Annotated in this window: 19 protein-coding genes and 1 pseudogene; 17 read left to right on the top strand and 3 right to left on the bottom strand. The window is 46.3% G+C overall.

Annotation, left to right across the window (positions count from 1 at the left end; translation table 11 throughout):
• Positions 1–88 precede the first annotated feature (88 nt).
• From kduI to AC1DE7_RS18300, 7 genes are all read left to right on the top strand, one after another.
• A complete protein-coding gene (gene kduI / locus AC1DE7_RS18330) occupies positions 89–928 on the top strand; it encodes a 5-dehydro-4-deoxy-D-glucuronate isomerase (RefSeq protein WP_477534929.1) in 840 nt (279 codons plus the stop codon).
• Between the two features lie 221 nt (positions 929–1149).
• On the top strand, positions 1150–1908 hold the full coding sequence (locus AC1DE7_RS18325; RefSeq protein ID WP_282322274.1) for a DeoR/GlpR family DNA-binding transcription regulator: 759 nt from the start codon (positions 1150–1152) through the stop codon (positions 1906–1908).
• A gap of 77 nt (positions 1909–1985) precedes the next feature.
• Entirely contained in the window at positions 1986–2738 is a 753-nt protein-coding gene (gene kduD, locus AC1DE7_RS18320; RefSeq protein WP_036606921.1) for a 2-dehydro-3-deoxy-D-gluconate 5-dehydrogenase KduD, read from the top strand.
• Between the two features lie 37 nt (positions 2739–2775).
• Positions 2776–3621: a sugar phosphate isomerase/epimerase family protein gene (locus tag AC1DE7_RS18315; protein WP_036606923.1), complete on the top strand. Its 846-nt coding sequence runs from the start codon at positions 2776–2778 to the stop codon at positions 3619–3621.
• Between the two features lie 238 nt (positions 3622–3859).
• Positions 3860–5167, top strand: a complete 1308-nt coding sequence (locus tag AC1DE7_RS18310; protein WP_477534928.1) for a homocysteine synthase — start codon at positions 3860–3862, stop codon at positions 5165–5167.
• Between the two features lie 422 nt (positions 5168–5589).
• Positions 5590–7605, top strand: a complete 2016-nt coding sequence (locus tag AC1DE7_RS18305; RefSeq protein ID WP_477534927.1) for a heavy metal translocating P-type ATPase — start codon at positions 5590–5592, stop codon at positions 7603–7605.
• A gap of 132 nt (positions 7606–7737) precedes the next feature.
• Positions 7738–8547: an alpha/beta fold hydrolase gene (locus tag AC1DE7_RS18300; RefSeq protein ID WP_127546588.1), complete on the top strand. Its 810-nt coding sequence runs from the start codon at positions 7738–7740 to the stop codon at positions 8545–8547.
• Between the two features lie 123 nt (positions 8548–8670).
• Here the strand turns inward: AC1DE7_RS18300 and AC1DE7_RS18295 are convergent, their stop codons facing one another.
• Positions 8671–9402, bottom strand: a complete 732-nt coding sequence (locus AC1DE7_RS18295) for a ZIP family metal transporter (RefSeq protein WP_036606933.1) — start codon at positions 9400–9402, stop codon at positions 8671–8673.
• Positions 9403–9658: 256 nt separating this feature from the next.
• Here AC1DE7_RS18295 and trxB point away from each other — a divergent pair, with 256 nt between their 5' ends.
• Positions 9659–10600, top strand: coding sequence for a thioredoxin-disulfide reductase (trxB, locus tag AC1DE7_RS18290; RefSeq protein WP_047841589.1), 942 nt, complete (start codon positions 9659–9661; stop codon positions 10598–10600).
• Positions 10601–10662: 62 nt separating this feature from the next.
• Positions 10663–10893 (top strand): glutaredoxin family protein, encoded by a 231-nt coding sequence (locus AC1DE7_RS18285; RefSeq protein WP_036668031.1) that lies wholly within the window; start codon positions 10663–10665, stop codon positions 10891–10893.
• A 1023-nt stretch (positions 10894–11916) separates the two neighbouring features.
• Here AC1DE7_RS18285 and AC1DE7_RS18280 read toward each other — a convergent pair.
• Entirely contained in the window at positions 11917–12114 is a 198-nt protein-coding gene (locus AC1DE7_RS18280; RefSeq protein WP_017692236.1) for a hypothetical protein, read from the bottom strand.
• A gap of 147 nt (positions 12115–12261) precedes the next feature.
• On the bottom strand, positions 12262–13428 hold the full coding sequence (locus tag AC1DE7_RS18275; RefSeq protein WP_340984236.1) for an ROK family transcriptional regulator: 1167 nt from the start codon (positions 13426–13428) through the stop codon (positions 12262–12264).
• A 198-nt stretch (positions 13429–13626) separates the two neighbouring features.
• Between AC1DE7_RS18275 and xylA the strand changes: the two genes are divergently transcribed.
• The 8 genes and pseudogenes from xylA to AC1DE7_RS18235 all read left to right on the top strand — a co-directional run bounded on the left by xylA (position 13627) and on the right by AC1DE7_RS18235 (position 22878).
• Positions 13627–14943: a xylose isomerase gene (xylA, locus tag AC1DE7_RS18270; protein WP_036606941.1), complete on the top strand. Its 1317-nt coding sequence runs from the start codon at positions 13627–13629 to the stop codon at positions 14941–14943.
• A 731-nt stretch (positions 14944–15674) separates the two neighbouring features.
• Positions 15675–17168 (top strand): xylulokinase, encoded by a 1494-nt coding sequence (xylB, locus tag AC1DE7_RS18265; protein WP_076253582.1) that lies wholly within the window; start codon positions 15675–15677, stop codon positions 17166–17168.
• A 223-nt stretch (positions 17169–17391) separates the two neighbouring features.
• Positions 17392–18108, top strand: a complete 717-nt coding sequence (locus tag AC1DE7_RS18260; RefSeq protein WP_477534926.1) for a glycosyltransferase family 2 protein — start codon at positions 17392–17394, stop codon at positions 18106–18108.
• Positions 18096–18758, top strand: a pseudogene (locus AC1DE7_RS18255) (glycosyltransferase); the annotation flags it as partial. The gene AC1DE7_RS18260 and the pseudogene AC1DE7_RS18255, both read left to right, overlap by 13 nt.
• A 420-nt stretch (positions 18759–19178) precedes the next feature.
• A complete protein-coding gene (locus tag AC1DE7_RS18250; RefSeq protein ID WP_200869389.1) occupies positions 19179–20249 on the top strand; it encodes a glycosyltransferase in 1071 nt (356 codons plus the stop codon).
• Positions 20250–20432: 183 nt separating this feature from the next.
• Positions 20433–20831 carry an Rrf2 family transcriptional regulator gene (locus tag AC1DE7_RS18245; protein ID WP_076319720.1) on the top strand — a complete coding sequence of 133 codons (399 nt, stop codon included), beginning with the start codon at positions 20433–20435 and terminating at the stop codon, positions 20829–20831.
• A 117-nt stretch (positions 20832–20948) separates the two neighbouring features.
• Entirely contained in the window at positions 20949–22100 is a 1152-nt protein-coding gene (locus tag AC1DE7_RS18240; protein WP_036606945.1) for an MFS transporter, read from the top strand.
• Between the two features lie 151 nt (positions 22101–22251).
• The gene (locus tag AC1DE7_RS18235) at positions 22252–22878 is read left to right on the top strand and encodes a bifunctional 4-hydroxy-2-oxoglutarate aldolase/2-dehydro-3-deoxy-phosphogluconate aldolase (RefSeq protein WP_047841586.1); all 627 of its coding nucleotides are present in this window, start codon (positions 22252–22254) and stop codon (positions 22876–22878) included.
• Positions 22879–23027 lie beyond the last annotated feature (149 nt).

The raw sequence follows: 23027 nt of genomic DNA, 5'->3' as shown, positions 1-23027 counted from the left end.
AAGATACATAATGAACTAAAATGAACTTATATGAACATTATCAAACTCAATCCCAACTAATTTAAATGACGAAAGGAATGGATTAATAATGGAAAATCGTTATGCTACACATCCCAATGAAGTGAAAACGTATGATACATCTCGCCTGCGTGAGGAATTTTTGATGGAGCAACTGTTTGCAACCGATGAATTGGTAACGGTGTATTCTCATGTGGATCGTTATATTGTGGGAACGGCTGTACCTGAGAGCAAGGACATTACCCTTGAAGTGAACCTGAAAGATATCGGAACGAACTTTTTCCTGGAGCGTCGTGAAATCGGTATCATTAATGTCGGTGGTCACGGAACAGTGACAGCGGACGGACAAGGTTATGAGATTGGAGCGAAGGAATGTCTCTACATCGGTAGAGGTGTGAAGGAAGTTGTGTTCACAAGCAGTGACAAGGCTCAACCTGCCCAATTCTATTTTGTATCCACACCGGCTCATCACACCTATCCAACAGTTAAAGCAACGCAAGAACAAGCTCAGCCGAATCATCTGGGTAGCATCGAAACATCCAATGAGCGTACGATCTATCGTTACATTCACCAAGGAGAAGGTGGAATTCAGAGTTGTCAGTTGGTGATGGGCATTACCGAACTCAACAAGGGTAACATGTGGAACACGATGCCTGCACATACCCATAACCGCCGTTCCGAAGTATACTTGTACTGGAACTTGCCTGAAGACGGTGTTGTATTCCATATGATGGGTGAGCCAAACGAAACACGTCATCTGGTTGTACGCGACCGTCAGGCGATCATTTCCCCAAGCTGGTCCATTCACAGTGGTGTGGGTACAAGCAATTACACCTTCTGTTGGGCGATGGCTGGTGAGAACCAGACGTTCGAAGATATGGACGGCGTAGCGATGAAAGACCTGAAATAATAAATTACAGATGTCTGAGTTAAATTGACAGGGTAGACACTAGAACGGAGGGTACAGAAAGGACCAGAAGAAGCGAAGCGTGCGCCTTTATCACCAGATTTCTCCCTTTAAATAAGGGATCAAAGGAAATATGGGGATAAGAGTGATCGGAAGGTTTTCTGTACCCGAAGTGTAAGTGCGAAACTACCATTTAACTCAGGTAATATAGGAAGTTGATTATGATGAATCCATTGAAAAGACATGAAAAAATTATGGAGGCTCTGCTGGAACGCCAGGAAGTAACCGTCAGTGATCTGAGTGAGTTGTTGCAGGTGACGGGGAAGACTGTGCGAGAGGATCTCGACAAGTTGGAGAGTATGGGACTGCTCGTACGTGTCCATGGTGGTGCTATGCTGGCTCAGAATGACCAGTATGGCATCTTGAATAGCCGCGGAGTTACCGAGAAGCATCATTCGGAGAAGACGGAGATTGCTGAACGTGCCCTTGCTTACATTCGACCTGGAGATATCGTTGCTCTCGATGGTGGCAGCACTACGCTAGAGATGGCCAAACGTCTCGATAATCAACCGCTGACGGTGGTGACTAATGATCTATTCATCATTGCGGAGTTGACCAAAAAGGAGCAAGTGCGACTGGTTGTGCCTGGCGGGGCGCGTGTACGGAATATGCTGGTTGGGGATGATACGGCTGCATTTATATCCAGTCTTAACATTCATAAAGCCTTTATATCCACGACAGCCCTTCATCCGGAATTTGGATTATCCATATACACGGGAGATCTGGTTCCTTTAAAAAAAGCAATGATATCTGCCTCGCAGCAAGTATACGGCGTTGTGGATCATTATAAATTCGGACAATTTGCACTGCGAACTTTCGCCCAGTGTTCGCAACTGGACTATATTATCAGCGATAGTCGTTTGGATGAAGAGACGGCTGCCTTATACGAGCAGAGCGGTGTCACAGTGGATTATCAAAGTTAACCTCATTCATTATTCACGGCATTAAAGAACGGACGGATCTAAGGATTGCATATCAAAACCATGCGGAGGAATCATTCATGAACCCATTTGATTTAAGCGGACAAGTTGCATTGGTGACAGGTACCTCGGGAGGACTTGGACAAGGGATGGCCATTGGTTTGGCAGAAGCAGGTGCTGATGTGGTGCTGGTCTCTTATTCCAAGCCTGCGGCAACGGCAAGTGCCATCGAAGCACTCGGACGCAAAGCTTATGTGATTGAAGCGGATTTAAGTCGTGAAGATGAGTTGTCGGCTGTGTTCGAACAGGCGCTTGCGTTCCAGGGCAGAATTGACATTCTCGTCAACAATGCCGGAATCATTCGTCGCACACCTGCGGCTGATCATGCAGTGCAGGACTGGCATGATGTAATTGGTCTGAACCTGAACACTGTATTTTTCCTAAGCCAATTGGCAGGCAGACATATGATTGAACGCGGAAGTGGCAAAATCATTAATATTGCATCCATGTTGTCCTATCAAGGTGGGATCAACGTGCCAGGGTATACAGCCAGTAAACATGGCGTTGCCGGTTTAACCAAAGCACTCGCCAATGAATGGGCAGGGAAGGGAATCCAAATTAACGGTATCGCACCTGGTTATATGGAAACCGATAATACTACCCAGATCCGTGCGGACGAGAATCGGTACCGGGATATTACAGCTCGTATTCCTGCTGGGCGTTGGGGAACACCTGAAGATCTGAAAGGCCCGGTTGTCTTTCTGGCATCTGCCGCTTCGGATTATCTGAATGGTCATGTGCTGAATGTCGATGGCGGCTGGATGGCACGTTAATCGTTTGATAATCGGATTAGCATAGGGAGGCAGTGAGATGAAACTTGGTATCCTGGCACATACATTTGGCAAACAGCCTACAGCACAGCTTGCGCAGACGATTGCGGATAACGGATTTAATTCCGTACAGCTGGCGCTGGCCAAAGCATTATCCGATGTGGACTCATCGAATGGCAAGCTGAGCCCAGGGCTAGCGAATGAGATTGGAGATCAATTTGCCCAGCGCGGGGTGAAGATTGCAGTACTGGGCTGTTATATTAATCCGATTGACCCTGATCCGGTAAGACGACGTGCGGACATTGATCGATTCAAGGAGCATCTGCGTTATGCCCGGGATTTTGGTTGCAGCATGGTAGCAACAGAGACCGGGGGCTTGGACACCTATCAGGATACACATCCGGATGGATATGAGGAGAAGGCGTGGAGTGTGCTGAAAGAAACGGTTGAGGAGTTGGCTGAGGAAGCGGAGAAATGGGGCGTGCATGCGGCGATTGAGCCTGTGTCCACACATACTCTTCATACCCATGAACATATGACACGTTTGTTTGAAGAGATTCCTTCATCGAATCTGGGGATGCTGTTCGATCCGTGTAATCTGATCAAACAACCACATGCAGCAGATCAAGGGGCTTTCTTGCGCGAGGTGATGGAATCGCTGTATCAGCGCATGATTGTGATCCATGCCAAAGATGTAGCCTTTGATGCACAGGGAGAGAAGTACAATCCGGTACCTGGGGCAGGGATACTGGATTACCCGTTATTTTTTGAATTGTTAAAAACGTATAAGCCACATATCGATATTTCACTTGAAGGCGTAACTGCGGAGGAAGCTGTACCTGCGGCCAAACATTTGCGTGAAGTATGGAGTGCAGTTCGGGTCTAACCAAACCCAGGATGAGGTATTGCATACCGAAGCCAAAGTAGCTGAAAAACCTTTGCGAGTGCAAAGGTTTTTTTGGTACAGAAATTGATAATATACATATTTAATATTTCTTATCGGAAAAATCGGAAATAATTCTTTTCAAATGCGACATCTTGTGAGAGAATATGGAAAACATACGCCACCATGCGAAGACATCAGGAACTTAAAGAACGTATATATTGAGGGAGGATTCAGATTTATGTCAAACGAACGTGAGCTTTCATTTGAAACATTGGCAATTCACGCAGGCCAGGAGATTGATCCAACCACCAACGCACGAGCTGTGCCCTTGTATCAGACAACATCCTATGGATTCAAGGACACCGAGCATGCAGCTAACTTGTTTGGTTTGAAAGAGTTTGGCAACATTTATACCCGTCTGATGAATCCAACAACCGACGTGTTTGAGCAACGGATTGCGGCGTTGGAAGGCGGAGCTGGAGCGCTGGCTACAGCTTCTGGTCAGGCAGCCATTACGTTTTCACTTCTGAATATTGCTGGTGCAGGTGATGAGATCGTATCTTCGGCGAGTTTGTATGGAGGTACATACAATCTGTTCTCGACGACTTTGCCGAAACTGGGTCTGGACGTAAAATTTGTGGATTCCAGTGATCCTGAGAATTTCCGGGCAGCGATTACGGAGAAAACGAAAGCATTGTATGCCGAAACGATCGGTAATCCAAAGGGGAATGTACTGGATATTGAAGCGGTGGCAGCCATCGCTCATGAACATGGAATTCCTTTGATCGTGGATAACACATTCCCGAGTCCGTACCTGCTTCGTCCAATCGAACATGGCGCAGATATTGTCGTTCACTCTGCAACGAAATTTATTGGAGGTCATGGTACATCCATTGGTGGCGTTATCGTGGATAGCGGAAAATTTGACTGGAAAGCAAGTGGCAAGTTCCCTGGATTGACGGAGCCGGACTCCAGTTATAACGGTGTTGTATATACGGAAGCGGTTGGACCGATTGCTTATATTATCAAAGCTCGTGTACAACTTCTGCGTGACTTGGGTGCAACGATCTCTCCATTCAACTCCTGGTTGTTGCTGCAAGGACTCGAGACATTACATCTGCGCGTAGAGCGTCATAGTAGCAACGCCCTTGCGGTTGCAGAATTCCTTGAGAAACATGAGGATGTGTCTTGGGTAAGTTATGCAGGTCTACCGAGCCACGGTTCTTATGAGCTTGCACAGAAGTATCTGCCAAGAGGGCAGGGTGCGATTCTAACCTTTGGGATCAAAGGTGGTGCGGACGCGGGTCGCAAGTTGATTGAGAGTGTCAAACTGTTCTCTCACCTTGCAAACGTGGGCGATTCCAAGTCACTGATTATTCACCCGGCAAGTACAACTCACGCGCAGTTGACCGAAGATGAACAAACTGCAGCAGGCGTTAATCCGGAGTTGATTCGTCTTTCTGTGGGTACGGAGAACATTCAAGACATTATCTATGATCTGGAGCAAGCCATCAAAGCAAGTCAGGGATCAAGTGTAGGCGCGTAAATGGCATTTGGGTGGATGTGTAAACAATCACTTAAGTGATATGCCATAAACAGGTCATATGAATATCAATAGATGGTTAAAGCCGTTGTCCTCCGGGACAGCGGCTTTTTGTCTTTTTGAACACGCATGTATGACTATCCATCGAAAAAAGCCCATTTACAAATGTGGATCGCAGGCATATACTGATTAAAAGTTGTATTGAGTAAACACAATTGCATAAGCGCAAAAATGATTATCATTCTCATTCGAGATTATGTCAAAATCATTCACAAAACCATGCTGCTGCGGGATTCCCGCAGCAGCATGTGTCATTTTTAGGGCATTAACAATGGCTCTCATTCTCAATACAACTTCATTTTTGGGAGCGGAATTTAGCAGACTCTTCATCCGCAAACCTACCATTCGAAAGGAACGTGATTCATATGCAAGCGATACATCAACCACTACACAGACAGAAACAAGCGGAACAGCGCTTATCCCAAACACCAGGCCCAAACCGGGGACGTAAGCCTGATTTTCGAGCCATGGTGCAGAATAAAGAGATGCAATCTGCATTGGGCAGCGGGCTGTTGATGCTGATTGCCTGGGGAACTGCACCTTATTTTGGTACCTTATCCATCATGCTCTACATTGTGGCGTATGCCGTTGGCGGTTGGACCAAAGCGAAGGAAGGTATCGAGACACTGGTGAAGGAACGTGATCTGGATGTAAACCTGCTGATGATTGCCGCATCCCTTGGGGCAGCAGCCATCGGTTACTGGAATGAAGGTGCGATGCTGATCTTTATTTTTGCACTCAGTGGTGCATTGGAAAGTTACGCGACAGAGCGCAGTCATAAGGATATCTCATCTTTACTGGCGCTCAAGCCAGAGACTGCACTGCGTATTGAGGATGGACAGATGAACCTCGTGGCTATTGATGATCTGGAGCCGGGTGATCTGCTGTTGGTCAAACCGGGAGAACTCATCCCAGCAGATGGCGTGGTGTACCGTGGGAGTTCTTTCATCAATCAGTCGTCCATCACCGGAGAATCCCTGCCTGTGGACAAAGTTGCGGGGGATGAAGTCTATGCAGGTACGGTAAACGGGGAGGGTGCATTATACGTAGAGGTTACAAAATCGGCTGAAGGGTCACTGTTTGGCAAGATCATTAAAATGGTGGAAGAAGCGCAGGCAGAAGTGCCGGATTCCCAGCGTTTTATGGAGCGGTTTGAAGGGATTTACGCACGTATTGTTGTAGGGGTGACTTTACTTGTGATTGCAGGAACTCCACTACTGCTTGGCTGGACATGGAATGAGGCATTTTATAAAGCGATGGTGTTTCTGGTGGTTGCTTCACCTTGTGCATTGGTGTCTTCCATCATGCCTGTTATGTTGTCCGCGATGTCCAGCAGTGCGCGCCGTGGTATTCTCTTCAAGGGTGGTGCCCATATGGAGAATATGGCTCGCACGCGGGTTGTGGCTTTTGACAAAACAGGTACATTGACCATGGGCACCCCACAAGTGACCGATATTATTACGGCTGAACATGTAGATCGTGCCCAGCTGTTAGCTGCAGTAGCGGCGATTGAGAACCTGTCCATGCACCCTTTGGCTCGTGCCATCGTAGATCAGGCGAACAAGGAGAACATTACACTTCAGGAAGCGGAGCACGTACAGGCTCTAACAGGCTGGGGCATCGAAGGAACTGTGAACGATGTGGTCTGGAGCATTGGCAAAACAAATGTAATGGAATCGTTGCAGTCAGAGAAGATAAAGGACGCTAACGTTGATGATTCAGATGAACATGATGTTAACCCTGTGAAAGTATCTTCTGAGTGGGGTGATGTATGCTCCCGTCTTGAGGGGGAGGGGAAAACTGTATCCGTTGTTATGGCTGATGGTGAATTGGTCGGGCTGATCGCGATGCGGGATACGGTACGGCCACAGGCAGCCGCTGCAGTGAAAAAGCTTGAAGCGATGGGTGTAAAAGTTGCCATGTTAACAGGTGATCGGGCCAGATCAGCTTCTGTAGTTGCGTGTGAAACTGGAGTAAACATGGTCTATGCAGACTTGCTGCCTGGAGATAAGGTGAAGCAGGTACAAGCACTCCGCAAACAGTATGGTCCTGTGCTGATGGTAGGGGATGGTGTCAATGATGCACCGGCACTTGCAGCAGCTACTGTGGGTATGGGGATGGGATTGTCCGGCAGCGGGACTGCACTGGAGGTCGCTGATGCGGTACTTATGAACGATAACATTGAAGAGATCGCTTGGGTGATTGGGCAGGCTCGTCGAGCACAGCGCACGGTGAAACAGAATATGTTTTTTGCCATTACCGTTATTCTGGCTTTGATTGTTGGTAACTTCCTCCAAGACGTTGCATTGCCTCTGGGTGTGGTAGGTCATGAAGGCAGTACAATTCTGGTTATTCTGAATGGGCTTAGACTGCTACGGTAATCAGATTAGAAGAGGAAAATGGCTAATTGGTCTCGCTAGTAGTATGCGGCTGGTTGAACAGCTTACGTTTGAACCTTGGGTCAGCGGGTAATGATTCGAAGAGACGATTCGATAATAAGGGAGCTGTGAAATATGGGACGTTATGTACAAGTGGAACCAAATGTAAAAGTATATGTTGAAGATATTGGCGAAGGAACCCCGGTTGTCTTTTTGCACGGCTGGCCTGTTAATTATAAAATGTTTGAATATCAATTGAACGTACTGCCGAACCATGGCATTCGTGCCATTGCGATAGATTTTAGAGGATATGGCTTATCGGATAAGCCGTCCACAGGATATGATTATGATCGCATGGCAGACGATGTTCGTGCCGTTATTGATGATCTGGAGCTGAAAGACGCGGTACTCGCAGGATTCTCTATGGGTGGAGCGATCGCAGTACATTACATGGCTCGCCATAAGGGACATGGCGTCTCCAAGCTGGCCTTGTTATCTGCGGCAGCACCTGTGTTCACACAGCGTGAAGGTTATCCGTATGGATTGACTCCAGAGCAGCTGAACGAGCAGATCATTGAGCCGATCTTTGCAGATCGTCCGAAGTTGTTGGAGACGTTTGGCGGCATGTTCTTCGCGAAGAAACACAGCCAGCCATTCATGGATTGGTTCCACGCCCTCGGCATGGAAGCTTCATCTTATGGTACCATTCGCAGTGCAATTGCGTTGCGGGATGAGGACTTGCGAGGTGACCTGAGTTCCATTCAAGTGCCAACAGCCATTTTGCACGGGAAAAAAGATGAGATCTGTCCGTTTGAGTTCGCCGAGCAGATGCACCAAGGCATCGCTTCGTCTCAGCTGATTGCTTTTGAAGAGAGTGGTCATGGTGCATTCTATGATGAATTGGAAAAATTCAATTCGGAATTGATTCGTTTCATCCAATCCTGATCAGGAGAGGGCAGAATACCTCTGACAGACGATCCCAGTAATTTCATGGAATCTTCATTTGTGGCTAAACAAAGAACCCGGTCGACAGTCTTGGACTGTTCGCTCGGGTTCTTTAGTCTTCAATTAAAACAGTTCGGTCAGACCAATCATCGTGATGAGCCCGAGTAAAAAGGACATCGTCGCCACACGTGCATTGCCATCGCCGTGACTTTCGGGAATAAGTTCCTTATAAACAATGAACATCATCGCACCGGCTGCAAAGGCCAGACCATAAGGCACAAGACCAGCTACGAGACTGCTTAAGGTGTAACCAATCATAGCTGTAATAATCTCTACCGCTCCGGTCAGGGTGGCAATACCCAGCGCTTTGAAGCGGCCAATGTTCTGGTTTACTAGGAAAAGGGCCACCAGAAATCCTTCCGGCGCATTTTGCAATCCAATGGAAAAGGCAATGAGATTGCCAAGGTTCTCATCCGAGCTTGCATAGCTAACGCCAACGGATAACCCTTCTGGCAGGTTATGCATGGTGATGGCTGCAATAATCATGAAGGCTTTGGTTTCAATTTTAAAAGGCATTTTCTCGGGATTCTCCAGATCGACGTGTGGAATCTTCATCTCCAGCACCAGTAGAACCAGGCTACCAAGCATAATACCAAATGCAAGTACAAAGAGATTCGATTGGCCAAGCGCTTCCGGAATGAGATTATACACCGAGGCTGAGGTCATAATACCTGCGGCGTATGCCAGCAAGATATCACGCAGACGGTGTGATATTTTACGCATAAATAGAATCGGTACGGCCCCTAGGCCGGTAGACATGGCTGATATAAAACTGCCAATGAGTGCATCGTTCATGCTTCCATTTTCCCTCCTGATGAAGACTTCTTCATAATCGCTGCCGAGCATTGACACCGTACATAAAAGAGATCATAATGAACAACAGATTAGAATGATTATAAATTAGAATTCCGTTTCTGCATAGGGCCATTGTCATATCACAGGCAGGTCTTGTGGACATGATGTGGGCTTTTCGTTCTAGTGTATGCAAAAGCCTAAGCTTTTGATGCCGGAGGGTCTAACCTTTTTGCAGAACCCGGGGGAGGAACTATACATGTATAAATCAATTATTATTGGAACAGGCCCTGCAGGGCTGACAGCAGCAATCTATCTGGCACGTGCCAACTTGAACCCACTCGTTATTGAAGGACCACAACCTGGTGGCCAACTGACAACAACGACTGAAGTGGAGAACTTCCCAGGTTTCCCTGATGGAATTATGGGTCCTGAACTGATGGATAACATGCGTAAACAAGCTGAGCGCTTCGGTGCTGAATTCCGTACAGGCTGGGTTAACAACATCGACATGAGCGAGCGTCCATTCAAGATTCAAGTTGAAGGTATGGGTGAACTCGTATCGGAAACATTGATCCTGTCCACAGGCGCAACTGCTAAATACCTGGGTATCCCTGGCGAAGAAACGAATGTAGGCCGCGGTGTCAGCACATGTGCAACATGTGATGGATTCTTCTTCCGTAACAAAGAAATCATCGTTATCGGCGGTGGCGACTCTGCTCTTGAGGAAGCAAGCTTCCTGTCCCGTTTCGGTTCCAAAGTAACGTTGGTACACCGTCGTGAAGAACTGCGTGGCTCCAAAATCATGCAGGATCGTGCACGGAGCAACGAAAAAGTAGAAATGGCTTTGAACCGTACACCACTCGAAGTACTTGCTGGCGACAACGGCGTAACCGGACTGAAAGTGTTAAACAACGAAACAGGTGAAGAAGAAGTGATTCCGGCAAGTGGCGTATTCGTAGCGATCGGTCACACACCAAACACTGGTTTCCTTGGCGGACAGATCACTACGGACGAACATGGATATATCCTGACTACACCAGGTACATCCGAGACAAACATCCCAGGCGTATTTGCATGTGGTGACGTTCAGGATACACGTTACAAACAAGCGATTACAGCTGCAGGTAGCGGATGTATGGCTGCCATGGACACAGAGAAATACATTGAGAGCTTGGAGCACAGCGCAGTTGTTCTGTAATAGAATGAGCTGATTCCAACCAAACTATAGATTAATATAAAACCATATGAGGTGAATTAAACATGGAAAACGTAATTGTATATACATCAACGAACTGCCCGAACTGCAAATCCGTAAAAACGTTCCTGGCTGACAAAGGTATCTCTTATGAAGAGCGCAACATCGAAACTAGCGATGAATTTGCACAACAAGTATGGGACATGGGTGTACGTGCCGTGCCATTGACTGTCATTGGTGAACACCGCATTCTGGGTATGAACAAAACCCAATTTGCCAAAGCATTGGACGCTTAAATCAGGCTGATTATCTGAATCATCATGTGTTGAAAGAAATTTTCGATTCATATGCAATTCCGGTTTTCGCGAGCCGTTAGGATATAGAAAGAACCGTACCCGGAAGGGTACGGTTTTTTGTGCGTTTTCTATGAGTGGCTCGGATGAATTGGTATCTGGTCACAAACATCATTCGCAATTGTCCGATGTACAGAAGTGCGATATCATTTTCTTGAGTCGCAGAGCATAATTGAGGTGAACAAGCAGCATGATTATAGATCAGGAGGAGCATTTTCGCTTCTGGGAACAGGCGAGTATACGAGATATCCATTCTCACATACTAGTTAAAACAACTGGAATTAAGGCCATTATAATAATAACTGACATTACTTTTTTATTAGTTCGGGATTTGATCATTAGTTTTCGTGAGGTATACCAATTTCCAAAATTATAAAATCTAGAATGAATAAGAAAAGTTATCAAAGAATTAATTACAAAGAATATCAAAATATAATCTTCTGGATTAACACTCATCATAGGATAAACTTGCAGTTCTATACCCCATAGTAGGGTTATACCAATAAAATAAAGAATAGAACAAAGTATAAAATCAAACAGGAAACCAGATGTCTTTTTAAGCATATTAAAGCTCCTCTCTAATCTAGTGGTAAATCCAATATTAATTTCCAACCAACAATCATTTTACATTGAAAAAGTAAAAAAAACATACTTGTTTGACTACTTTTGTTCCGTTAACTAGGATTAAAGAGTAAGTCAAAAAACTCCATTGCTTATCTTCTGCAGAGGTCAGATCTCAAAACAACGTAAACGTATTAAATATATAGGTACTCAATCCAGAATATCGTTTATATGATTGAAGAACGATTTAAAGAAAGTTCGAGTTGTCCATAATTCAGCATCGATGTTAAGAATGGGCAAAAATATGCAGAAAAATCCCCTTGCGTCTGTAATTCAGAGTACATGATAACGTGTACCCATGAATTACTGCGAAAGGGGATTTTGCATGAAAACAAATAATTACATCTAGAAAAAAATACTCATGAAAGTCTGAAATACAACATACACCAGCAATCCTGACAGCATGTACATGAAACCAGCCTTCTTTTTGCTCTGGAACAATCGGAGTATGCCAAGGCTGAACAGGGGCGCAAGCACAATCAGGAACAGGAGGACGGTGACAAACATTTGCGCCGAGATATCTGAAGTATCCACGTAGGTCACGCTTTTTTTCACTCCGTTTCGTTATCGGAATTAACACAGCTTGATTCACACAGCCATGACAAAAATCACATAACCCCATTATACATCTGGATTTCTTTAACAAAAAGGGAGGAAATGGGGCGAAATGATGTCAATTTTCATCTGTTATTAGACAGACACCCTAATTTTACCTAAAAACTGGGATATCGCAGAGTAAGCGGCACCAACGCGGGTGGAACGGCTACCCAGAGCTGCCCATTCAATCTGCAAACTGCGGCGGTGATAAGGTAATGTACGTTCCTCGACAACTTGTTTTAACGCTGTTTCAATCCATGGACCTGCTTCAGAGAGCGGACCGCCAATGATAATACGTTCCGGGTTGAAACTGTTAACGATATTGGTAATGCCAATCCCCAGTTTTCGCCCAATCGTGTTGTATAATTCTTGAACAGCCTCGTGGCCTTGCTCCGCATAATGAATAAGTTCGCGTGTGGTATGAGCAGGTAATTTTAGCTGATGATCCGGGTGTTCGTAGGCTTTTTCCGATGCGTACAACTCCCAGCAACCACGATTACCACAGGAGCAGGGCAGACCTTCCGCTTCAATGGACATATGGCCTGTTTCTCCTGCGTAGCCCCACGCGCCTTTGTATAATTCACCATCTACCATGATGCCTGAACCAATCCCCATGCCTGCACTGATGTAGATCATGTGACGGACACCGATACCTGCCCCAAAATTCAGCTCTCCATGGGCACCGGCATTGGCTTCATTATCGATCGTTACAGGCAGTTGAAATTCTTCTTCAAGCATCGAGCGCAGAGTTACCTTCTCCCACCCCAGGTTGGGTGCAAACAGGACCGTTCCTGCCTCATCCACCATGCCGGGCACGCCGATACCAATACCAATGACACCGTGAGGGGAAGGAGGAGCTGCTTCAATGAGCTGCTTTGCTGCCAATTTCAATTGCTCCAGTACAGAGGACACGTCATGATGTTCCAAGGTCACTGCGTACTCTGTAATGATGTGTCCTTCCAGATCTGTAAGCACGCCTTTCAAATGGGTCACACTGAGTTCCAGACCGACTGCATAGCCTGATGTCCCTCGGAACAGCAGCATGAGTGGTTTACGTCCGCCGCTGGATTCACCAGGGCCAATCTCCTGCACCAGGTCATCACTGATCAGATCAGCAACCAGGTTGGATACCGTTGCTTTGTTCAGCCCCGTAACCTCGGACACTCGTGCGCGAGAAAGAGGGGCATGGCGCCGGATCGTATCCAGAACGATCGACTTGTTTATTTTTTTGACCAGCATCTGGTCTCCGGTAATTTTCATATGGTTAAGGCACTCCTATTCTTCTGATAAAAGGGTTCTGACCCACATCCGAAACAAGTTATTCGACTATTATAGCGTAAACAACCATGTAAAAAACAATTTTATTTTACTTTGTTTAACCAATAGACAAAGTAAATTCGATGTGATAGGATAACGGTGTAAACGATTTCTTAAAACTATTGAGGAGGCATTTTACACATGGCCTATTTTGAATCCGTTAATAAAATTGCATTTGAAGGTAAAGATTCCAAGAATCCTTTTGCTTTTAAACATTATAATCCGGAAGAAGTGGTAGCCGGCAAATCGATGGAAGAACATTTCCGTTTTGGCATGGCTTACTGGCATACATTAACTGCAGGCGGCAGTGACCCGTTTGGTGCGGAGACAGCTGTTCGTTCGTGGGATAAATACTCGGGTCTGGACCTCGCGAAAGTACGCGTGGAAGCGGCATTTGAATTTTTGGAAAAAATGAATCTCCCGTTCTTCTGTTTCCACGATGTGGACATTGCACCAGAAGGCAACAACCTGCGTGAGTTCTACAGCAACATTGATACGATTGTTGATCTGATTGAAGATCATATGAAATCCAGCGGCAAAAAACTGCTCTGGAACACGGCGAACATGTTCTCGAACCCACGCTTCATGTTTGGTGCGGCTTCTACTTGCAACGCAGACGTGTACGCTCACGCTGCAGCACAGATCAAAAAAGGTCTGGAAGTTGGTAAACGTCTGGGCGCTGAAAACTATGTATTCTGGGGCGGTCGTGAAGGTTACGACACATTGCTGAATACAGACATGCAACTGGAGCAAGACAACATTGCTCGCATGTTCCACATGGCTGTAGACTACGCGAAGGAAATTGGCTTTGATGCACAATTCCTGATCGAGCCTAAACCAAAAGAGCCAACGAAACACCAATATGATTATGATGCAGCAACTTCCATTGCTTTCTTGCAAAAATACGGTTTGGACAAACACTTCAAACTCAACCTGGAAGCAAACCACGCTACACTGGCTGGTCATACATTTGATCACGAAATCCGCGTTGCTCGTACAAATGGTATGCTCGGTTCCCTCGATGCGAACCAAGGCGACATGTTGATCGGTTGGGATACGGACGAGTTCCCGGTTGATATGTACGATGCTACATTGACAATGTATGAAGTATTGAAAAACGGCGGTATCGGCCGTGGTGGTGTGAACTTTGACGCGAAAGTACGTCGTGGTTCCTTCGAAGCTGATGATCTGTTCTTGGCACACATCGCAGGTATGGACACGTATGCAAAAGGTCTGAAAGTAGCAGCGAAGTTGATTGAAGATCGCGTATTCGATGACTTCATCGAAAAACGTTACAGCAGCTTCAGCGAAGGTATCGGTGCAGATGTAGTTGCAGGTAAAGCAACACTGGCTTCCCTTGCTGAGTATGCACTCAACAACGAAAGCCCACGCAAAAACCAATCCGGACGTCAGGAATTGCTGAGAGCACAACTCAACCAGTACATCTTGGCTGACTAATAGCGCATTAGGCAGGGTTGGTGCACGTCGACCACCGATGGTTACTCAACTTATATGTGTTGGACATTAGTATCCAAGCTTGCCTATGCACAAGATTAGCTTGTACCATGGAACGCCTGAACAAGCATGACATTCGGACCGTCCCCGACTTTCCCTTGGGAAGACGGGGGCGGTTTTTTGGTTAAACAAATAACATGGTTTTTAAGATTTTTGATATAAATGTATCTTTAAGATGGTGCATGCAAAACGGAGTGAGCAGAAAGAACCCGAGGAAGCGGAGCGTTCGCTAAGAGCTTTCTGAAAGAAAGCTGGCTTCGGAAGCATAGGCTTATCCCCGGATTTGTCCCTTGTCAAAGGGATTAAAGGAAATCCGGGGGTAACGGCGATCCAAGGGTTTTCTGATCACGAAGTGACCATATGAGCATAAGGGTTTCATTTATACTCAATGACGAATCAAGGTCATTGGATCAATCTTTCTGCTATAAGAACGAGTACGTTTTACTCGTTTCATATCCATGTGTGTCCAGTATCATGCATGCAAAACGGAGTGAGCAGAAAGGACCCGAGGAAGCAAAGCGGTCGCATTTATCCCCGGATTTCACCCTTGCTAAGGGGTATAAAGGAAATCTGGGGGTAACGGCGATCCAAGGGTTTTCTGATCACGGAGTGACTTTCATGCGTACTTGGATCTTTCGTGGATATAACCTGTGATAAACGAGAGGAGTTAACCTATGAGTTACGTAATTGGCGTCGATCTTGGAACCAGCGCGGTCAAAACCGTGTTGGTCAATCGCGAAGGAAAAGTGGCATTTGAAGCATCCGAGGCATACCCGTTGTACCAGCCCAAGGCTGGATACAGTGAACAAAATCCCGAAGATTGGGTAGAGCAGACCATTGTTTCCTTGCGTAAATTGCTTGAAGTATCTGGCGTGCAGCCTTCGGAAATCGAAGGATTGAGCTTCTCGGGCCAGATGCATGGACTGGTCTTGGTGGATGCAGAAGGTAAACCGCTGCGTAACGCAATCCTGTGGAACGATACACGCACAACGGCTCAGTGCCGTCGCATCGAAAAAGTGCTGGATGGCAAGCTGTTAAGTATTGCCCGGAACCGTGCACTGGAAGGGTTTACCTTGCCAAAAATTCTGTGGGTTCAGGAGAACGAGCCTGAATTGTTACAGCAAGCATCCTTGTTCCTGTTGCCTAAAGACTATGTGCGTTATCGCCTGACCGGGGATTACGCTATGGATTATTCTGATGCAGCGGGAACTTTGTTGCTGGACGTTGCAGGCAAACAGTGGAGCGACGAGATTGCAGAAGCTTTCGAACTGCCAATCTCTCTTTGTCCACGTCTTGTGGAATCATTTGAGGAAGTGGGCACGTTGCTGCCTGAGATTGCGGATCAAACGGGTCTAGCGGCTGCAACAAAAGTATACGCAGGTGGTGCGGATAATGCGTGTGGTGCCATTGGCGCAGGCATTCTGAGTGAAGGACAGACGATGTGCAGCATCGGAACGTCCGGGGTTGTGCTTTCCTACGAAGAGCGTAAAGATCTCGACTTCGAAGGCAAAGTACACTTTTTTAACCACGGAGAGAAAGATGCCTTCTATATTATGGGTGTAACGCTTGCCGCAGGATATAGCCTGTCCTGGTTCAAGGATACGTTTGCAGCGGATAAATCGTTTGATGTGCTCTTGCAGGGCATCGATCAGATTCCGGCGGGCAGCAACGGATTGTTGTTCACACCATATATCGTTGGGGAGCGTACACCTCATCCGGATGCGAATATCCGTGGCAGTTTCATCGGTATGGATGCAGGGCACAAGCTGGAGCACTTTGGACGTGCGGTGATGGAGGGTATTACCTTCTCGCTACGCGAGTCCATTGATATTCTGCGTGGTGCAGGCAAAACCGTCAATGAAGTCATCTCCATTGGTGGCGGCGCCAAGAACGAAGCTTGGTTGCAAATGCAGGCTGATGTCTTTAACGCCACGATTGTGAAGCTGGAGAGCGAACAGGGTCCAGCGATGGGTGCAGCGATGCTGGCTGCCTATGGCTGTGGCTGGTTCCCGTCTTTGCAAGAATGTGCAACAGCGTTTATTCGTCCAGCGAAGTCCTATGAGCCGAACCCGGAAACGGTTGCTGTCTATGATGGACTGTTCGCACTGTATCAGGAAGTCTATGGACAGACACGTAGTCTCAATGATCGTTTGGCTGAATACCGTTAATTCATTTATTTCACTACATTAATCTTGTGATGACATTTAAAAGCATCCGCGAAGGAGGGTGCTTTTTTTGTCGTTCATCAAGATTAACCCCATGAAAGGTTTCTTTGGCCTGCATATCCGTATTCCGGCTCTGCATAGATTGGAAATAGAGGATTGTGATTCGTCCAGGCATCGTGTGTCCGACATTTTAAATAGGTAGAAGCTTGAGCATGGGGGTGAAGCTTTGGATGGACATGAGGAACATGGAAGACCACATATTACCTTGTCGATGATCGTTCGTAATGAAGAAAATCGTTATCTCAGGCAGGCACTGGAGAGACATCGTCCCTGGATTGATCGCGCAGTAATCATTGATGACGGAAGCACGGATGGAACGGTCGCACTGTGCAGGGAACTTCTGGACGGTATTCCACTCATATTAGTGGAGAACGTAGCTTCACGTTTTGCAGACGAGGTAAGCCTGAGAAAACAACAATGGGAAGAGACGGTGGCAACCGATCCGGAGTGGATTTTGAATCTGGATGCGGATGAGATTCTAACCAGTGACTTTGGGTTGGTACGGGATCTGCTGCTCAGTGGCAAAGAAGATGCGATCTATTTCAGATTGTTTGATATGTGGAGTGAGACGCATTACCGGGAAGATGAGTTCTGGCAGGCGCATGCCTATTATCGGCCATTTCTGATTCGTTATCACCCGGGGATGAACTATGAATGGAAGGAGACACCCCAGCATTGTGGTCGTTTTCCGTTAACGATCCAGCATTGGTCCTATGGATGTCATGCTCCCCGGGTGAAGCACTATGGTTGGGCGCGGGAAGAAGACCGTATCCGCAAATATGAACGCTATCAAGCACTGGACCCTGAAGCAAGATACGGTTGGAAGGAACAGTACGAATCGATATTGGATCAAGAGCCACGACTGTTGGCATGGTTCGAATAAGGAGAGGGGGAGTGAGCACGTTGAAGAAAGAACTGTTACGCAAATCGCAAGAAGAATCCCAACCTCAAATAGAGCTGAATTCACAAGAAAAAGAGAATGAGAAAGAACATCAAAAAGAGGAGCAACATGAGAGCCAGAGTAATCATCGACCGTCCAGACGTTCTGATAATTCGCTGGAAACCCGCCAATCGGAAGAGCATGAAGCGTTTGAGCAAGAAAGAATACTGATCGCCAGCCCGATTCGCCAGACAACTCCGGTGCTCCGTGAATTTCTGGATTCTCTGCATGCACTGGAACGAACAACAGTGAAGACGGATTATCTGTTTGTTGACGATAACGTGGAAGAAGCCGCATCGAATATATTGCATGAATTTGTGCTTCAGCATGAAGGGACGGTTATTCAAGCAGATGAACATGGTAGCGGTAGTCCTGACAACAAAGGGGTGTACAGCAAGGATGAGGGAGGACACTATTGGCAGGATGAGCAGATTTGGCGTGTAGCCGGTTTGAAAAATCGCATATTGCAATATGCACGCGACAATCACTACGATGCGGTGTTCCTGATTGATTCTGACTTGGTGCTGCATCCGCGGACGCTGGAGCAACTTGTATCGAGTGGCAAAGACATTGTATCCAATATTTTTTGGACCCGCTGGCAGCCGGATGCCAGGGAAATGCCGCAGGTATGGCTGCAAGATGAGTATGCCTTGTATCGCCGCGGTGGCAAAACAGTAGACGGAACCGAGACGGAGGACGAGGGCACGCAAACGACTGCTTTTCTAACTCAACTGCGGATCCCGGGTTGTTATGAAGTTGGAGGGCTAGGGGCATGTACTCTTATTCGCAAAAATGTTCTGGCAGCAGGAGTCTCATATGACCAGATTCCCAATGTATCCTTCTGGGGCGAAGATCGTCATTTCTGCATCCGTGCTCAAGCACTGGGTTTTCGTTTGTTCGTTGATACTCATCTCCCCGCATACCACATCTATCGATTGTCCGAACTTCCGGGGGTTTCCGCCTTTAACCGCAGGGCGAGACGAGGGGAGGAGACGATCAGTATTACCCTGTGTATGATTGTGAAAAATGAAGAAGCTTCCCTTGCGAGATGTCTGGACTCGGTCAACGGTATCGCCGATGAGATTGTAATCGTGGATACCGGATCAACGGATCGTACCCGTCAGATCGCTTCCAGATATACGGATCGTATCGTTGATTTTGAATGGGTGGATGACTTTGCAGCAGCACGCAACTATGCCTTCGATCAGGCAAAGAGTGAATATATTCTGTGGCTGGATGCAGACGATGTGTTCGAACCGGAAGATCGGGCGAAATTGATCGCCTTGAAACGTTCGCTGGACCCGGATGTTGATAGTGTGACGATGGATTACAATCTGTCATTCACAGCAGATGGCAAGGTAGCCTACAGCCTGCGCCGGAATCGTCTGGTGCGTCGGGATCGGCAATTTCGCTGGATTGGCGCGGTGCATGAATATCTGGCTGTAGCGGGCAATCTGCTGCATAGTGATATAGCGGTTACCCACAAGAAAGATAAGGAGTATACCGATCGGAATCTGCGGATCTATCGTAAAAGGGAACAGGCCGGAGAGGAATTTGGGCCGCGTGACTTGTACTATTTCGGTAATGAACTGAAGGACCATGGACAGCATGAGGATGCGGTGAAGTACTATGAGAAGTTTCTGGATACCGGACTGGGCTGGGTGGAAGATCAGATCGCTGCTTGCCAGAAAATTGCGGATTGTGAAGCTGCACTTGAACATCCGGAACAGGAAGTCACGGCGTTGTTCCGATCATTTGCCTATGATTTGCCAAGAGCCGAGATTTGCTGTCGATTGGGTGGTTATTTTGCCGACCGTGAAGATTATCGCAAGGCCCTGTTCTGGTACGAACAGGCGACTCGTGCTGTACGTCCTGATGACCCTATGGTAGTGCTGAATGAAGCAGCTTGGACCTGGATGCCGCATCTGCAACTATGTGTGTGTTATGACCGGATGGGTAACCGTGCCAAGGCCCGGGAACATAATGATATCGCACTCGCCTATCATCCAACACATCCAAGCATGTTATATAACGATCGATACTTTAAAGATTTGGAGAAGGATAACGTATTGGAAAATGCCTAAAGCATGCATATAGATTGGAACTGTAGGTATAGATATTGCTGGAACAGTTGTTTGTAACAAGAGCCTCCTCTGATGAAAGAGTGGACGCAATGTGCCACTTTTATGAGAGGGGGTTATTGACGTAATTGTATTAAAGGAGTTATTGTAGATATATTAAGTCTTTTATTAGGGAGGAATGAGATGATGAAGTATTCCAAAGCTACCAATTACGCCCTGCACACGATGCTTTTTCTTGCGGCATCCGATTCAGATAAACCTGTGGGTGTGCAGCAACTTTCAAAGTGGCAGAATGTTTCACCCACATATCTGTCCAAGATTTTAACCAAATTGACGAAAGAGGGGATGATTCATTCTTCATCTGGTGCCCATGGCGGGTATACACTTCAGGAGAAGTGGGAGGATCTTACGTTTTTGGACATCATCCAGGCCATTGAGGGTACAACCTCTCTGTTTGATTGCTGTCATCATAAACAGGGATGCTTAATTCAAGAAACCATGATCACTGCCGAAGGACAGATGGAAGAAGTGCTTAAAAATCGAAAATTATCTTCAATTGCCGGTAAAATATCAATGATGCATTAAGTATTTTTTTTGTATTTATAATAGATATAATTTGTCTTTTATATCTATTATAAATTTCAAAAAACGAATATATCCAGAAGATTTCACACACTATTCTTTTGAATAAAGGAGACTGAAATGAATTCATTTATTATCTATTTATTGGCTTTAGGAGCCTTTGTTGTGGGAACAGCCGAATTTGTCGTATCTGGTGTTTTAGATATCATTGCCCGCGATTTACAGGTTTCGATCTCATTAGCGGGACAATTGGTCACCGTATATGCACTATCTCATGCATTGGGAGCCTGGGCTCTGGTCATGCTGACTTCCAAGTTACAACGTAAAAAAGTACTTCTGTATTCCATGCTTATTTTTATCTTGGGAAATATCATTGCATTCTTCAGTTTGAACTTTGGCATGCTTATGTTCTCACGCATCGTATTGGCCATGAGTGGTGGTCTATATTTTGTCCTAGCCACGAACTATGCTGCAAGACTAGCTCCTTCTGGCAAACAGGGTAGTGCCATTGCAACTGTCATCACAGGATTCACCGTTTCATTGGTATTAGGAGTGCCGATTGGTACCTTCATTGCTGCCTACATGGATTGGCACTACGTTTATATCATGATTGCAATTATCGCATTTATTAATTTCATGCTGTTGTACAGATTTATTCCTCGAATGGAGGGTAACCCGTCTCTCTCCCTGAAGCAACAATTATTGATTATCAAAGATAAAAAGGTTATCACCGGATTATTAACGACTGTTTTCTGGATTCTGGGTTACACCATGGTATTTGCTTATATCGCTCCACTTTTAAGTTCTGTAGCCGATTTTTCAATAGAAATGATTAGTACGGCGCTACTTGTATTGGGTGTATTTGCATTCATAGGTTCCCGTCTTGGTGGCTATGCGGTAGATCGATGGGGACCTGTTCGCACGATTCCAATCAGTTTGATTATTCATGCTGGTGCCCTCTTTATTTTGCCAATCACAGCAGGTTCCACAATAGGTATTCTTCTGACCATCATGATTTGGGGCACAGCTGCCTGGATAACAACGCCCGCGAATCAGTTCTATTTGATAACATTGAGACCACAGTCTTCTGAAACAGTCCTGAGTTACAATACGGCAGTAATGAACATAGGTATGACTTTCGGTGCCGGATTGGGAGGTGTAGTTGTGAAATACAATTCCGTTCAAAATTTGGGGTGGATTGGTGGTATGGTCCTGCTGTTGGCGTTGGCAATTGCCCTTGTTTCCTTCAGGTTGACTACAAAACCAAGTTGAATTCAATGTCTTTTTAAAAGCAAGAAGTGAATATTGGATCAAATGATTTCATCCAGGAGAGGATATGCCTTACAATAATGAATAACGGAAAAGCGGTGACCATGATTGCCTGTCTTCGGCTGCCGAATTGATGAAGCAAGGGGAACTGGATATGAATTTGACGGAAGTACTATTGGAGTCAAGGCTAGTTGCGATTGTGCGCGGTATAAGCCGCGAAGCGGCAGTAACAGCTGGACAAGGTATGACAGGTGGCGGCATCCGACTAATGGAAGTCACACTGAACACACCTGGAGCACATGATATTATTGCAGACTGGCGTGAGCGGCATGAAGGAAAGGCTTATGTTGGAGCGGGTACGGTACTGAATGTGCAGATGGCGAAGGAAGCCGTCGCTGCAGGAGCACAATTTCTGGTATCTCCCAATGTCGATCTGTCTGTCATTGAATATGCTGTAGAACATGGTGTCGAGATCTGGCCTGGAGCCATGACACCTACGGAGATTGTCGCTGCCCATGAAGCGGGAGCACGAGTTGTGAAGTTGTTTCCGATGGCGAGTCTGGGTATACCGTATCTGCGGGAGATCAAAGCGCCACTGAATCATATTCCACTGCTGGCAACAGGTGGTGCCACACTGGAGAATATTGCTGATTATTACGCAGCAGGCGCTGCTGCAGTGGGTCTGGGAAGTGCACTTTTACCACGAGAAGCTCTTGTGGCAGGAGATCATGAGCAGATTGCAGCATGTGCACGGAGATTTGTGGAAGCAGCTGAAGCCTAGGATTCCAGCATCAGATGAGGAATATGTATATTTGGGTATATATATGATGGTTCCTTTAAATTAGTTGTTGGATTAATCTTTATCATAAAAACCCATGTCGCTTAACGTGCCGTTCATTCTATTGTTTTATGATGGATGTATGCCAGAAT

This window comes from Paenibacillus sp. 10L310, assembly GCF_056395745.1.
Note: the sequence above shows the minus strand (reverse complement) of the source record. Positions and strands in the feature narration are given on the sequence as shown.